Genomic DNA, 13,268 nt, shown 5'->3' with positions numbered 1-13,268 from the left:
CGCCGCTCTGAATCATCATCACCGCAAGCTCTTCATCCGGAAAAACGCGGCGCGGTTCCACACCCCCTGCCTGAATTGACCGCCACAAAACGAACCGTCTCTCCCGCAACTCGGTAAGCGCATGACGGACGGCCGGCGCTTTTCGTCTCCGTCACCAGGTGACCGGGAGTGCCGAGACCGAGAACGCGGAGCCGTTGACGAAGCGCAGTTCGTCGCGTGGCGTGGCCAGGCGGAGCGTGGGGATGCGCCGGACGGCGGTGATGAGGGCGAGCTGGCCGGGGTGTTCGAGGAGAGTAAGGACCCCGAGCGCGGCCATCGTGGCGGTGGTCTCCAGGCCCGCGGCGACCAGGAGTACGCACAGTTCGACCGTGGCCCGGCGGCCCTCGCCACCGCTGGCGCGGTCGGAGCTGAACCGGGCGTCGCCGAGCACCGCGCGGACGTCCTCGTGGCGTGCGGCGACGAACACGGTGCGTCCGCTCGGGCCCGTCAGCCCGGGCAGGCCGGGGTGCTCGCGCAGGCCGGCGTAGTCCGGTGGCGGGGAGAACGGGCAGGTCCGGGACATCGGCCAGGTCGCGGCTCGCAGCGGTCTCTGGTCGTGCATGGTCACCACCTCGACTCTTTCGGAAGTCAAGGACGACCGTATGGCTGGTGATACCCGAATTTCCCTAGAATTTCGTTGAGCTCGGAATCAACCGTCCGTCCGCTGTCCACCTCGCCGGAATGGCCTCCCCGGGTGCCCGGGGAGGGAGGCCCGCCACCTAGGGGGCGATGATCACCTCGTACCACTCGAACTCGAGTATGCGGTCCGAGACGACGGCCCGGCCGAGTTCACCGCCCGCTCCCGTGTTGTCTTTCAGGGGCACATGGGCCCGGATACACGGCGCGTTCTTACCGTCGGGGCTGTCCCGTACGACATCGACGCGCCACACCCCGGCGGTCTTCCTGGGGATGATCTCCGTGCACTTGGAGCCGTTCGTGCCGCCCTGCACAGCTCTGGCGAAGGGAAACTCGTCACAGGAGTCGTCCGTGACACTGGGGTCCGGCTTGAACGGTAGCGGGGCCGCCGTGCACGACTGTCGGCGCTTCTTGTCCGCCTCCTTGTCCCCGCCGGCATTGCGGAGCAACGGCCTCGTCGGGGTACCGAAGTTGTTGCCGCTGAGGTTGCTCTGCGCCCACGCGTAGGCGATGGCGGCAGCCCCATAGGCGGATTCGCGGATGGTCACGTTGGCCAGGTGTCCCATCACGATGCAGCCGGGGTAGCCGCCGACCTCCGCATCACAGCGCAGCTCGCGGTTGTTGTTCCAGGTCACCGGGTTCGCGACGCCGGGTATCTCAAGGATCCCCCCGAATGATGTGTAGGTGGGGGTGATCAGCGTATGAGCGTCCTTGGCGACAGCGGAGGTGAAGGACAGGTGCCCGATCTCCTCATCGCCCAGCTTCAGCTCGACGGGCGCGCCGCCCCAGGCCTGTGAGGTCACGGTGCACAGGCCGCTGCAGGTGGCGGACAGATCCATCGTCACGGTCTTCGCCTTACCCTCCATCTCGGTGGCCTTGACGGCGATGTTCTCCGTCCACTCCGCTTTGGAGGAGCTCAGGCGGGCGAAACTCAAGGCGTGGATGACGGCGCGGCCTGTCTCATTGCCTTTGCTGTCGAAGCCCCGGGTCGTGATCTTCTCGCCCCAGCAGTAGTTGTGCCGGTCGGAGTCCCGGCCGTTCTTGCACGGACCATCCGAGGCCTCCCACGCGCCGGGCGCGGTCATGGCGGCAGGCGCGGCCATCGGCACCGCCTTGGTACAAGTCCAGCCCGCGGCGGTGGCCTTGCATGTGCCGTGGCCCTTGGGAGCGGCCTCGGCAGGTGCGGCGGCGGCCGGTGAGCCGCCCACGGCGAGGAGGGTCGCGGTGAGGGCGAGTGCGGCCACGGTGGCGAGCAGGTGTCTGAGGCGTTTCACAGGATGGTTCCCCTCGATCGGTGGTGTACGGGGCCACCAGGGATCGAACCGGTCCGGCGCCCGCCCGCACAGGGGCGGAATTAGCCCCTCCACGATCGCTTTTGACCCGTTGCGCGCTCACACCACCACTCCCGTGGCCGCTACGTTCACCCGTTGACTGAACACAAACAACCAGGGGAAAGGGCAACGATGCGCCCCACAAGACCCGCCGGCCACATAGGCAGAACACTCGTGGTCTGTGCCGCCTCGGCCGCTGTAGCCACCGTGGGACTTGCCGTCTCACCGGCCGCCGCCGCACCCGCCACCACCACGACCGCCGCCCAGGCCGAGGCCGGTGGCGCCTGCACGGCGGCCGACCTCGGCAAACGGCACCCGTTCATCAAGACCTCCGAAGTGGCCCCGACGATCACCCACTTCAAAGGCTGGTACGTCACCAACGGCTCGACCGGCACCCAGTCCGTCACCACCAGCGTCCAGACGACCATCTCGGTGTCCGTCGGCGTCACCGGCAACATCGAAGGCGGCTTCGCCGTCGAGACCCTCGGCCAAGTCGGCGCGAGCCTGGGCCTGAACGTGCAGGTGAACTACACCTCCACCAGCAGCACGTCGACGTCCGTCACATGGAACTTCCGCAATCCCGGCTATTACGGCCTCTACAAGGGCACCAAGAAGGTCACCGGCACGTACGGCAGCCTCAACTGCAACCGCGTCCAGCAGGGCGACGGCGGTTGGGCGCTGAAGTGGATCGAGGGGGCCGACACCGGCAGCTACACCACCTACACCGCCCTCGAAGAAGGCGCGGTGCGCTGCGAGGACACCGTCCCGGCCAGCAGCATCATGCGCAAGGCACAGGACCTCCTCGACTGCGGCTCCGCCACCGCCACCGCGAAGCACCCGGCCGGGCCGGTCCCCTCGGCGAAGGCCGACAAGGCCCGGCACGAAGCCGAGAAAGCCGCCAAGGCCGAGAAGAGCGTGAGGGCCACGGGGAGCCGGGCCCCCGCCACGCGGGCCGCCCTTACCTGCCAAAACCCCGTCTACAGGATCCACGTCCCCGGCAAGCCCCTGAACTGGAGCGCACCGCTCCTGGCCAACGACGGCATCCGCCTGCGCGAATCCAACTGGACCAGCGCCCACCTGGACAACTGGCGGCTGTGCAATGTGACGGAGCGCAACGGGGTCATCGAGGCGTCCCTGTGGAACTGGGGCAACGGCGGATGCGCGACCATCCCGGCGGACATCGCCAACCGGGAGCAGGCCTACCTGACGACCGCCAACTGCGGGGAGGACGACCTTCAGCGGTTCTACATCTACCGCGACGTACCCGGCAGCTCGAAGGTCGGCCTGCAGAACAAGTACACCGGCTCCATGCTGGGCCACGACCGGTACGCGGACGGGGAGCTGATCCGCCAGTACTCCAGCGGCAGGCAGGACGGTACGGGCACGTACACCCTGATCGCCGTCTGACAGCCCCCTCCCGGTGAGTGCGGCCCCGCACGTGAACCTCCGGCCCCCCGGTTCCGTGCGGGGCCTTCCGCGTCTCCGCCCCGAGCCCTGCCTTGGGGCCGGTGCCCGTGGCCGCACGTCCCCTGTCGCATGCTGGACGACACGGGCGGTGTCAGGCCGGCCAGTGCCCCGTGGCCAGGAACGTGTCGATGGCGGCGGCGTACGGCCCGATGTCCAGGCCCTGTCCGGCGAGCCAGGTGTCGGAGTAGTACGTGTCGAGGTAGCGCTCCCCCGGGTCGCACAGGAGGGTGACGACGCTGCCCTTGGAGCCGTCGCCGGCCATCTCGGCGACGATTTTGAGGGCGCTCCACAGCCCCGTGCCGGTGGAGCCGCCCGCCCTGCGGCCGATGGCCCGCTCCAGGGCGCGGACGGCGGCGATGCTCGCGGCGTCCGGGACCTTCATCATCCGGTCGATCACGCCCGGCATGAAGCTGGGTTCCATGCGCGGCCGGCCGATGCCCTCGATCCGCGAGCCGCGCTCGCCGGTCACCGTGGGGTCGTGGTTCTTCCAGCCCTCGAAGAAGCAGGAGTACTCGGGGTCGGCGACGCAGATGCGGGTGTCGTGCCGCATGTAGCGCACGTAGCGGGCGATGGTCGCGGAGGTGCCGCCGGTGCCCGCGGTGGCGACGATCCAGGCGGGTACGGGGTGGCGTTCGCGGCTCAGCTGGCTGTAGACCGATTCCGCGATGTTGTTGTTGCCGCGCCAGTCGGTGGCCCGTTCGGCGTAGGTGAACTGGTCCATGTAGTGGCCGCCGGAGCGCTCGGCGAGCAGGGCGGCCTCCGCGTACATCGTGCGGGGGTCGTCCACGAAGTGGCACCGGCCGCCGTGGAACTCGATGAGCCGGGCCTTCTCCCGGCTGGTGGTGCGGGGCATGACGGCGACGAACGGCACGCCGATCAGGCCGGCGAAATAGGCTTCGGAGACCGCCGTGGAGCCGCTGGACGCCTCGACGACGGGGGCTTCGGGGCGGATCCAGCCGTTGCAGAGCCCGTGCAGGAAGAGCGAGCGGGCGAGGCGGTGTTTGAGGCTTCCGGTGGGGTGGGTGGACTCGTCCTTGAGGTAGAGGTCGATGCCCCATTCCTCGGGCAGGGGGAAGCGCAGCAGGTGGGTGTCGGCCGAACGGTTCGCGTCGGCCTGGACCTTGCGGACCGCTTCGGCGAGCCAGGCGCGGTGGGCCGGGTCGCTGCGGTCGACGTCCAGGGTGGGGGTGGGGGCGGGGCCTGCTGCGGAGGCGGCCGGGCGCGGGCCGGTGGCCGCCCCGTCCGCGTCCCCCGGGTCCACGGTGCCGTTCACGCCGCTCCTCCCGTTCATCCGGGCCCATGCGGAGCACTCGGACCTTTCGATCATAAATGGGCACTGGTGCGTGAGCCGCCTCACAGGCAGACTGCGCACGAGCACACGAATCGGCCGGGGAGGCGGTTGGCGTGTCGGAGCCGGAGTTCACTGCGACCGGGGTGCGGATCGAGCGGTCCCTTCGCTCGCTCACCCGGGCGGGCCAGGTCAAGATCAGGGACGGCAGGCTGGAGCTGCTCACCAGCTACGGCCGGGAGATCGACAGCGCCCCCCTGGGGTCGGTCCACGCGAGCAAGCCGTGGTTCTCCGGCCGGGACCGCGCCCGGGCGACCGTGAACGGCACGCGCTACCTGCTCACCCTGGGCCGATCGGAGGACGCAGCGGAGGAGGCGTCGGGGGAGGCCGCCGTCCGGCGGTTTCTGGAGGCCGTCCGCTCCGGACGCCATGGTGACGCCAGGGGCTGAGGGTGCAGAAGTTGCGCTTCCGGCTGTGGGAGTCGACCCTTGATTCGTACCAGCATCACTGAGGGTTCACCGGCGGCTACGCTCTGGACATCAGCCGCCGCCCGGCTCGGCAGCCGTCTCCGCCGGCCCGGCCCCAGCGCGTGCCAGAACGCCCTTCTGCATCAGGCTAGCCCTACTTCTTCCAGGGAGTCGCAGCCGTGATCAGCCGACCGAACAAGCACTGCACCGTAGAGCTCCAGGCTCTTCCACCGCGGATCGGCCAGGTCCGCAGAATCGTATCTGCGCAACTGCGGTACTGGAATCTCGATCCGCTCATCGACCCCGCGGCGCTCTGTGTCACCGAACTCCTGACCAACGTTCACCAGCACGCCGAACCGGACAAACGCTGCACGGTCGAGATCGACCTCGTACTGGACCGGCTCACCGTCTCGGTCCGCGACCACGACCCGCGGCTGCCCCGCGTCGCGGACTTGGACGCCGGCAGCACCCACGGCCGCGGTCTCGCCCTGATCGCGGCCGTCAGCGACAGCTGGGGCGTGCAGGAGCGCCACGACGGCGGCAAGGTCGTCTGGTTCTCGCTGCCCGTCCCCGACCCGTCCGCCGCCGGCCGGCAGACCCGGGACGACCGCACGACGGTCACCTTCGAACAGCCCGTCCCGGCCCTCCCGCCGCTGGAGGAGCCCGCGTTCGACGAGCCCGCCGCCGCCCGCAGGCCGGCCGCGGTGCTCGACCGCTCCCCCGTCCGCTCCGCCGTTCCCGGCTGACCGGACGGGGGTCCCCACCCCGGGCGGGTGCGCGGCGCTCACTCCGCCGCGACGGCGCGCAGCACGTCCAGGCGCGCCGCCCGCCGGGCGGGCCGCAGGCCCGCCAGCGCGCCGGCGGCCGACCCCACCAGGGCGACCACCGCCAGGCGCGGCGCCGGCACGGAGAAGGCGGCGGTGCCCGTGGCCCGTACGAGGGCCCAGCCGAGGAAGGCGCCGAGCACCAGGCCGCCGGCCGTGCCGAACGCGGCGACCAGCACCGACTCCCAGCGCACCATCGCGCGCAGTTGCCCGCGGGTCTGCCCCACCGCCCGCAGCAGGCCCAGCTCGCGGGTGCGTTCGCGGACCGCGAGGGTCAGGGTGTTGGCGATGCCGAGCAGGGCGATGACCACTGCAAGGGCCAGCAGGGCGTAGACGAGAGTGAGCATCGTGTCGACGCGCTGCGCCGAGGAGGCCGCGTACTCGGCGCGGGTCCGGACCTCCGGACTGCCGTACGCGGCGGACGCCTTCTCCACGGCGGCCTTGCCGGCGGCGGTGGAGACGCCCTCCTTGAACGCGACGGCGACGACCCGGTCGGCGTCCTGGCCCCGGTGCGGGCTCCACGCCTCGCGGGAGAGGACGTAGTCGCCGGCCAGGCTGCGCTCCCCGTAGACCGCCCGGACGGTGAAGCGCTGCTTCTGCCCGTCGACGAAGGCGACTTCGGTGGTGCTGCCCACCGTCCAGCCGCGCTTGTCCGCCTCGTCCCGCGAGACCGCGAGACCGTCGGCGCCGAGGGCGCCCGGCGCCCCGTCCACCGGCCCGAGGTCGAGCACGGCGGTGAGGCCCGCGGGGTCGGCGACCGTGACCTGCCGGCCGCCTCCGTCCACGACGGCGACGCCCTTGCCGAGGCCCAGCGCGGTGCTCACCTCGGGCAGCCGGGCGAGGGCGGGCGCGAGCCGCGGGCTGAGCCCGCTGCCGCCCGCGCCCAGCGCCGGGGCGCTGACGGCGACGTCCCCGGCGAAGGCGCGGCCGACCGCCCGGTCCGTCGTCGCCTTCAACGACGCGGCGAAGACGGTGAAGAGAGTGACGACGGCGACTCCCAGTACGAGGGCCATGGCCGTGGCCGCGGTACGCCGGGGGCTGCGCAGGGCGTTGCGGCGCGCGAGCGCCCCGGTGAGCCCGCGCAGCCGCACGAGCGGAGCGCCCAGCGCGCGGACCGCGACGGAGGACAGGACGGGCCCGAGGGCCACGAACGCCGCGAGGACCACCACGGCGCCGGTCCCGGTGAGCAGGACGGAGGGTGCTCCCGCAGCGCCGGTCGCGGTCAGGGCGACTCCGGCGAGGAGCAGCCCCGCCCCGGCGAGCGCGCGGCCGCGGGAGGCCGCGGAGTCGTCGACGGCGGCCTCCCGGAGCGCGGCCAGGGGTGCCGTGCGCCCGGCCCGTACGGCGGGCAGCAGTGCCGAGCCGAGGCAGACCAGCAGGCCGGTGGCGGGCGGCAGCAGCAGGGAGAGCGCGCTGATCACCAGGCCGCCCTGCGGGAACGGGAATCCCACGGCGGGGAAGAGCGCCTGGAGCCCGGCGGCGATGCCGATGCCGCACAGGAGCCCGGCCGCTGAGGCGGCCGCTCCCACGGCGGCGGCCTCGGCCAGGGTGGCGGCGAGGATCTGCCCGCGCGAGGCGCCGATCGCCCGCAGGAGGGCGTTGTCGCGCGTGCGCTGGGCGACGACGACGGCGAAGGTGTTGTGGATGCTGAACGTGGCCACCAGCAGGGCGATTCCGGCGAACACGAGCAGCAGGGTCGTGAACAGCGACAGGAACGTGCCGGAGACGGCGTCCTTGTTCTCGTCGGCCCACTCCTGTCCGGTGACGGCCTCGACTCCCGCGGGGAGTACGGGCTTCAGGCGCTCGACGAGCTGCCGCCCGTCCACGCCTTCGGCCGCGCGGACGCGGACCGCGGTGGCCCGGCCCGGCTGCGGGGTCAGGTACTTCTCCGCGTCGGCGCGGGTCAGGCCGGTGTACGTGGTCCGGCCGAGGCCGCCCTCGCCGCCCGCCGTCGCGATGCCGACGACGGTGATGGTGAGGGGGTCCGGGGTGCGCAGGACGGTGCGGTCGCCGATGTGCAGGCCCCCGTCCTCGGCGGCGCCGCGGTTGACGACGGCCTCCCCGGGGGCGGCGGGCGCGCGTCCGGCGGCGAGCCGGTAGGGGTTGAGGTGCGGGTCGTCGATCCAGTTGCCCGCCAGGGTGGGCGGGCCCTGGCCGCCCACGGGCTTCCCGTCGCGCCCGACGAGCTGCCCGGCGCCCTGGATCTCGGGCACGGCGGCGGCGACGCCGGGGACCTTCTGCAGGGACGAGGCGAGGCCGGTGGGCACGGTGCGCCGGGTGCCCTGGCCCGCGTCGGGCGCGGTGACGACGTCGGCGCTGCGGACGACCGCGTCCGTGTCCGCCGCGGCGTCGGCGAAGAGCGTGCCGAAGGATCCGCGCAGGGTGTCGCTCATGACGAGGGTCCCGCTGAGGAAGCCCACGCCGAGCAGGGCGGCGAGGAACGTGCCCGCGAAGCGCCTCTTGTGCGTGCGCAGGGAGGCGGCGCTCAGGCGCAGGGCGGCGGCGAGGCCGCTCAGGCGCGGGGGTGCGGTGCCGGTGCTCATGACGGCACCTCCGCGCGCCCGGGGGCGCCCCGCCGGTCCAGGCTCTTGAGCCGGTCGAGGACGCCGTCCGCCGTGGGGTCGCTCAAGTGGCCGACGAGCCTGCCGTCGGCGAGGAAGACGACGTCGTCGGCGTGCGCGGCGGCGACCGGGTCGTGGGTGACCATGACGACCGTGCGGCCCATGGTGCGCACGGCGCGGCCGAGCAGGTTCAGCACCTCCTCGCCGGAGCGGGAGTCGAGGTTGCCGGTGGGCTCGTCGGCGAAGACGACGTCGGGGCGGCCGGCGAGGGCGCGGGCGACGGCGACGCGCTGCTGCTGGCCGCCGGAGAGTTCGCCCGGCCGGTGGTGCAGCCGGTCGCGGAGGCCGACGACGTCGACGAGGGCGTCGGTCCACTGCTCGTCGCCGCGGTCGCCGCGCCTGCCCGCGAGGTCCTGGGGCAGCGAGATGTTCTCGGCGACGGTGAGGGTCGGCACGAGGTTGAAGGCCTGGAAGACGAAGCCGATCCGCTCGCGGCGCAGCAGCGTCAGACGGCGGTCGTCCAGGCCCCCCAGCTCGGTGTCACCGATGAACGCCGAGCCGGAGGTGAGGGTGTCGAGCCCCGCGGCGCAGTGCATGAGGGTCGATTTCCCGGAGCCGGAGGGGCCCATGATGGCGGTGAAGCGGCCGGCCGGGAAGTCGACGCTCACTCCGTCGAGGGCGGTGACGGCGGTGCCGGCGCCGCGCGCGGTGCCGCCGTAGACCTTGACGGCGTCGACCACGCGCGCGGCGGGGGCCTGTGCGACGGGCGCGGGGCGCGGGGCGCTCATGCCGCACCGCGCTTGCCGGGCGTGCCGAAGTGCTCCTCCAGGACGGACACGCGCCGCCAGTACTCGTCCTCGTCGATCTCCCCGGCGGCGAAGCGGCGGCCGAGGACGGTCAGCGGCGAGTGCTCGGCGCGCGCCTGCCGATGGTGCCAGGGGGCGCGTCCGCCGCGCCAGACGGTGCGGCGCAGGACGGTGACGACGCCGATGACGACGGCGGCCCAGACGAGGGGGAAGAAGAGGATCCAGGGGCCCGGGCCGCCGTGGGCCAGGGCGTGGGCGAGGGTGTTCATGAGGGATCGGCTCCTCGGTGGTGGCGGTTGCCGGCGACGGGTCGTCGCCCACCACCGAGCCTCGCCGCCGGGGGCCCGCGGATCGTCCTACGGGCGGCTGCCGTCCGGCTGCCGCGGGGGGAGTACGCGGGGGTGGTGTGCGTACTCCTGAAGGCCATCGGGGAAGGGAACGCCATGGTCGGCTGCCGTGTTCTGGGTGCCGAAGCGGGGTGGCGGACAGAGTCCGTGCGTCGCTGCCGACAGGGTGTGATGGCGATGCCCTGGCGGTGAAGGGGTCCGGCTGGAGGTATTGCCTGCCGCCGGTCCCGGACAGATAGGTGCGGGCGCCGGCGGCAGCAGTCAGGTCGGCCAGCCGCTGCGAGCATCCCGGCCGGGCCGGAAGGCCGCTGTTGCTGAGGATGCGGCCTTGCCGGCCGAGAAGGTCCAGCAGGGCCCGGGCGGACACTTCGGCGACGGCCGCCTTATGGACAGCCATCCGCGGTCAGTCGGGTTGTCCAGGCAGCGAGGCGGGTCCGGTGCTGGTAGTCGCGGCGGGTGAACTGGACGTCGTCCAGGACGATCCAGTAATCCGCCGCGAACAACGTGGCCAGCGTCGAGAGCCGGGGGAAGAAGTTGGGCTGGAGGATGGCACACAGCCCGCCCGGCGGCGGGTCAGGTGTTGAGCAGACGGCTGTCGAAGCCGTCCTCAAGGAGAGATTCGTATGCGGCATGCACGTCCTCCGGGACGTCCTGCTCGATGGCGAAGCCGAGCTTCGGATACTCGATTACCCGCTGCAGATCACCGACGAGCTGGTCGACCACGAGCTTCTCGTCGCCGATCGTCTTCAAGTAGTCGTCGAACTCCAGTGACGCCGAGGCGCAGACCACCTCCACCTCGGGCCAGACCTTGCGGGCAGTAGCGAACGCGCGTCGCTCCATATACGGCATGGCGACCAGCAGCACTGTCTTCACGGCGATCCCGGCGGCGGCCAGGACGTCGCGGGAAAAAGTGATGTTCTGGCCGGTGTTCCTGGCTTGGGGCTCCAGCAGAACCGCTTCATCCGGGACGCCAAGGGCGAGCGCATGCTCGCGGAAGTGCACGGCCTCGCCCCGGGGGAAGCGGCCCGGGCGAGTGGGGTTGGGGCCGCCGGAGAAAACGAGGGTGGGGAACAGCCCGGATCGATGCAGCTCGGCGCAGAAAGCGGGGACTCCCAGGTCGTGGCTGCCCAGGCCGATCGCGGCGTCCACGGACCGGAGCTCGTGGCCCATCTGGTGGTAATTCCAGATCAGCTTGGCCCGCCGGCGCTGGTCGTCGGTGATGGCCCGCTGGATGTCCGTCGTCACTGGCGTCTCTCCTGGTCACCGCCGCCAGGGGCTGTCCGCCCCCGCGGTCTTCCGGATGCTCTCGATGCTGGTCAGCTGGTGGCTCATGCCGTATTGGGCCGCCAGCTTCGCAGCCTGATCGAGGGCTGTCAGGCCATCATCCCGGGTGGCAGGGTCGGACAGCAGGATGTGTCCGTGGGCGGTGCCCAGCCGCACCCGCTGCATCGGGGAGTCGGTCACTCCGGTGCTGCGGGCGATGCCGATGAAGTGCAGGGCTTTGCTCAGGTCGCCGACGCCCCGATGGGCGAGGGCGAGTTTCTGGTGGGCGACGGACCAGTCGTCCGGCTCGCCGAGTTCTTCGAAGTCGCGGGTCGCGGCGAGCATGACGCGCCCCGCATAGTCGTGCTCGCCTTCCTTGCTCAGCGCGGTCCCCACCCACAGGCGGGCCCTTGCGCGGTCGCGGCGGGCGAGCCGGTCATCGACGGCCAGGTGTTCGTAGTGGCGGGCGGCGGTCTCCAGGCGGCCGGACATCTCAGCGACGACGGCCAGGGAGAGGTCGAGCTGGGCGACGCGGCGGGGGATGTCGAGCCGGCTGAAGATCGAGCGGGCCCCGGCATACGTGTGCTGGGCCGACAGCGGCCCGACCACTGCCCCCTGGTCGCGCCTAAGGTCGCCCATGAGGGCGGTCGAGCGGGCAAGGAGATACAGGCCCTTGTCGTCCAGCTCCGGCGGCCGGAAGCGATTCAGCCACCGGCCCAGCAGGTGGTCGGCGAACGCGAAGTTCTGGCGGCTCAAAGCGACGACGACCCGATCCAGATCGTCGGTCCACGATTCGTACTCCCAGGCCCGGGGACCTGCCGAGGTGACGCGGAGGGTGTTCGCGGGCGGCCCGCCGGCCTCGGAGAGGAACGTCTCGAACCGCAGATGCACCGCCGCGTCCGCACGGGCGAGAGCGGTGTCCAAGATCGCCTGAGTGTCCGGGCGGGGCCCGGTCGCGGCCAGCAGTTTCTCCCACTTGGAGACGGTCCTCACCGCGACGCCGAGGTGCTGGGCGAACGCGCGGACGCTCATCCGCAGGGCGAGACGCAGGACCCTGGCTTCCAGGCCGGTCCAGTGGTGCACGGTCGCCACGCGTCGCTCCCTTCCGAGAGCTCATGCAAGCACGGCACACGTATGCGGGGGGACGGAAGTGCCACGCAAGTGCTACACCGCGTCATTTCGTCGCCGCCCGCCAGAGAGGACGCTTCCACTCACAGGTCACAGCCCCTTCATTGCCCGGGGCGGCCTTCCTGTTTCGTCTCCTGGATCTCTTGGGCGGTCACTCTTCATGGAACCCCTTACCGAGCACCGCCGCGTCAGCGGCCCGGTCGTCTATGGCTTCCTGCGGCTGGTCAATGTCTCCACGGCCCGTCAGAAAGCCTTGAAGGACTCGCTGGCCGGGTACTGCCGCCAGCATGAGCTGACCTTGTCCGGACTGTTCACTGAGCGCGTCACCACGGTGAACTCGGCGGTCTTCACCGGGCTGATGGACGCACTGGAAATGCCCGGCACCTACGGAGTCGTGCTGCCCTCCGCCTCCCACCTGGGCCCCAGGGCCATAGCCACAGCGAGGGGCAAACGCATCGCGGCGACCGGAGCCCGGCTGCTGCTTGCCCGCAAAGAAACCCCTGGTCCGTCCCGCCGCAAGCGCCTCGGTGAAGAGGGTTCCCAGACCCGGAAGCGTGGGCACGGACCCGCACCAGCACTGGAGCGCGAGTCATGAGCGACAGCAAGCCCGCAGTCGATCAGAGGTTCTTCGCTTCGGCTCCCGTCTCCGTCGGTCTGGCCCGCGACTTCGCCGACAAGTCGCTCCTGGCCTGGGGCCTGGACGCCCTCGCTGATGACGTCCGGCTGTGTGTTTCGGAGCTCGCGACCAACGCGGTCGTCCACGGCATGGACGACGACTTCCTGGTCCGGCTGATCGCCGACGACCAGTACCTCCACCTGGAAGTCCACGACGAACAGCCCCTCTGGCCCGAATGGCGCTCGTCCACCCGCACCATGACCTCCGGTCGAGGTCTGCACCTGGTCGCCGCCCTCTCGGTCGGCTGGGGCGTCGAGCCCGGCCGGCCTTCCGGAAAGATCGTCTGGTCGCGGTTTCGCATCGCGGCCGTCCCACAGGAGATGCCATGCTGACCCGCGCCCTGACGCTCGCGCCGTCCACTGGGCCCAGCCCGAGCCTGCTGTCCTCGGTCAGCGCCTGGACGTGGTCGGGCACAGGCCCCAATGGGCAGGACAT

14 protein-coding genes and 1 pseudogene are annotated in these 13,268 nt (G+C 71.6%); 5 read left to right on the top strand and 10 right to left on the bottom strand.

The genetic code is table 11. The features are described 5' to 3' along the window. Nucleotides 1-151: 151 nt before the first annotated feature. Both NQU55_RS08300 and NQU55_RS08295 read right to left on the bottom strand, forming a co-directional pair. Nucleotides 152-601 carry a cytochrome P450 family protein gene (locus NQU55_RS08300; RefSeq protein ID WP_168095795.1) on the bottom strand — a complete coding sequence of 150 codons (450 nt, stop codon included), beginning with the start codon at nucleotides 599-601 and terminating at the stop codon, nucleotides 152-154. A 157-nt stretch (nucleotides 602-758) separates the two neighbouring features. Then, entirely contained in the window at nucleotides 759-1,949 is a 1,191-nt protein-coding gene (locus NQU55_RS08295; protein ID WP_168095796.1) for a NucA/NucB deoxyribonuclease domain-containing protein, read from the bottom strand. 189 nt (nucleotides 1,950-2,138) lie between these two features. On the opposite strand from NQU55_RS08295, the gene NQU55_RS08290 reads away from it, so the two are divergent. After that, entirely contained in the window at nucleotides 2,139-3,413 is a 1,275-nt protein-coding gene (locus NQU55_RS08290; protein WP_168095797.1) for a hypothetical protein, read from the top strand. Nucleotides 3,414-3,564: 151 nt separating this feature from the next. Here the strand turns inward: NQU55_RS08290 and cds1 are convergent, their stop codons facing one another. Then, on the bottom strand, nucleotides 3,565-4,764 hold the full coding sequence (gene cds1 / locus NQU55_RS08285) for an L-cysteine desulfhydrase Cds1 (protein WP_372504655.1): 1,200 nt from the start codon (nucleotides 4,762-4,764) through the stop codon (nucleotides 3,565-3,567). A gap of 113 nt (nucleotides 4,765-4,877) precedes the next feature. On the opposite strand from cds1, the gene NQU55_RS08280 reads away from it, so the two are divergent. Next, on the top strand, nucleotides 4,878-5,210 hold the full coding sequence (locus NQU55_RS08280) for a hypothetical protein (RefSeq protein WP_168094227.1): 333 nt from the start codon (nucleotides 4,878-4,880) through the stop codon (nucleotides 5,208-5,210). Nucleotides 5,211-5,407: 197 nt separating this feature from the next. Further along, nucleotides 5,408-5,974 carry an ATP-binding protein gene (locus tag NQU55_RS08275; RefSeq protein WP_168094228.1) on the top strand — a complete coding sequence of 189 codons (567 nt, stop codon included), beginning with the start codon at nucleotides 5,408-5,410 and terminating at the stop codon, nucleotides 5,972-5,974. Nucleotides 5,975-6,012: 38 nt separating this feature from the next. Here the strand turns inward: NQU55_RS08275 and NQU55_RS08270 are convergent, their stop codons facing one another. From NQU55_RS08270 to NQU55_RS08240, 7 genes and pseudogenes are all read right to left on the bottom strand, one after another. Next, nucleotides 6,013-8,595, bottom strand: coding sequence for an ABC transporter permease (locus NQU55_RS08270; RefSeq protein ID WP_168094229.1), 2,583 nt, complete (start codon nucleotides 8,593-8,595; stop codon nucleotides 6,013-6,015). After that, nucleotides 8,592-9,401 (bottom strand): ABC transporter ATP-binding protein, encoded by an 810-nt coding sequence (locus NQU55_RS08265; protein ID WP_168094234.1) that lies wholly within the window; start codon nucleotides 9,399-9,401, stop codon nucleotides 8,592-8,594. Before NQU55_RS08265 ends, NQU55_RS08270 begins: the two co-directional genes overlap by 4 nt. Then, complete coding sequence (locus NQU55_RS08260) at nucleotides 9,398-9,688, bottom strand: SHOCT domain-containing protein (protein ID WP_168094235.1); 291 nt, start codon at nucleotides 9,686-9,688, stop codon at nucleotides 9,398-9,400. Before NQU55_RS08260 ends, NQU55_RS08265 begins: the two co-directional genes overlap by 4 nt. A 319-nt stretch (nucleotides 9,689-10,007) precedes the next feature. Further along, nucleotides 10,008-10,163: pseudogene (locus tag NQU55_RS08255) on the bottom strand (WbqC family protein); the annotation flags it as partial. Further along, nucleotides 10,150-10,398: a WbqC family protein gene (locus tag NQU55_RS08250; protein WP_256790165.1), complete on the bottom strand. Its 249-nt coding sequence runs from the start codon at nucleotides 10,396-10,398 to the stop codon at nucleotides 10,150-10,152. The gene NQU55_RS08250 and the pseudogene NQU55_RS08255, both read right to left, overlap by 14 nt. After that, nucleotides 10,340-11,011, bottom strand: coding sequence for a YdcF family protein (locus tag NQU55_RS08245; RefSeq protein WP_256790164.1), 672 nt, complete (start codon nucleotides 11,009-11,011; stop codon nucleotides 10,340-10,342). The genes NQU55_RS08250 and NQU55_RS08245 overlap by 59 nt, the downstream gene beginning before the upstream one ends. 15 nt (nucleotides 11,012-11,026) lie before the next feature. After that, nucleotides 11,027-12,121, bottom strand: coding sequence for a helix-turn-helix domain-containing protein (locus NQU55_RS08240; RefSeq protein WP_168094230.1), 1,095 nt, complete (start codon nucleotides 12,119-12,121; stop codon nucleotides 11,027-11,029). 196 nt (nucleotides 12,122-12,317) lie between these two features. Here NQU55_RS08240 and NQU55_RS08235 point away from each other — a divergent pair, with 196 nt between their 5' ends. Continuing rightward, entirely contained in the window at nucleotides 12,318-12,752 is a 435-nt protein-coding gene (locus tag NQU55_RS08235; protein WP_168094231.1) for a hypothetical protein, read from the top strand. Then, nucleotides 12,749-13,165, top strand: a complete 417-nt coding sequence (locus NQU55_RS08230) for an ATP-binding protein (protein WP_168094232.1) — start codon at nucleotides 12,749-12,751, stop codon at nucleotides 13,163-13,165. Before NQU55_RS08235 ends, NQU55_RS08230 begins: the two co-directional genes overlap by 4 nt. The last annotated feature ends 103 nt before the right edge of the window (nucleotides 13,166-13,268 follow it).

Source organism: Streptomyces telluris, from assembly GCF_024519335.1.
GTDB lineage: Bacteria > Actinomycetota > Actinomycetes > Streptomycetales > Streptomycetaceae > Streptomyces > Streptomyces telluris.
The sequence above is the reverse complement of the archived record's forward strand: the minus strand, read 5'-3'. Positions and strand labels throughout refer to the sequence as shown.

What these genes read in the sequence shown, in the direction of transcription:
- NQU55_RS08300 (WP_168095795.1), bottom strand. Translation starts at nt 601, where the DNA reads ATGCACGACCAGAGACCGCTGCGAGCCGCGACCTGGCCGATGTCCCGG.
- NQU55_RS08290 (WP_168095797.1), top strand. Translation starts at nt 2,139, where the DNA reads ATGCGCCCCACAAGACCCGCCGGCCACATAGGCAGAACACTCGTGGTC.
- cds1 (WP_372504655.1), bottom strand. Translation starts at nt 4,764, where the DNA reads ATGAACGGGAGGAGCGGCGTGAACGGCACCGTGGACCCGGGGGACGCG.
- NQU55_RS08270 (WP_168094229.1), bottom strand. Translation starts at nt 8,595, where the DNA reads ATGAGCACCGGCACCGCACCCCCGCGCCTGAGCGGCCTCGCCGCCGCC.
- NQU55_RS08265 (WP_168094234.1), bottom strand. Translation starts at nt 9,401, where the DNA reads ATGAGCGCCCCGCGCCCCGCGCCCGTCGCACAGGCCCCCGCCGCGCGC.
- NQU55_RS08260 (WP_168094235.1), bottom strand. Translation starts at nt 9,688, where the DNA reads ATGAACACCCTCGCCCACGCCCTGGCCCACGGCGGCCCGGGCCCCTGG.
- NQU55_RS08250 (WP_256790165.1), bottom strand. Translation starts at nt 10,398, where the DNA reads ATGCCGCATACGAATCTCTCCTTGAGGACGGCTTCGACAGCCGTCTGC.
- NQU55_RS08235 (WP_168094231.1), top strand. Translation starts at nt 12,318, where the DNA reads ATGGAACCCCTTACCGAGCACCGCCGCGTCAGCGGCCCGGTCGTCTAT.
- NQU55_RS08230 (WP_168094232.1), top strand. Translation starts at nt 12,749, where the DNA reads ATGAGCGACAGCAAGCCCGCAGTCGATCAGAGGTTCTTCGCTTCGGCT.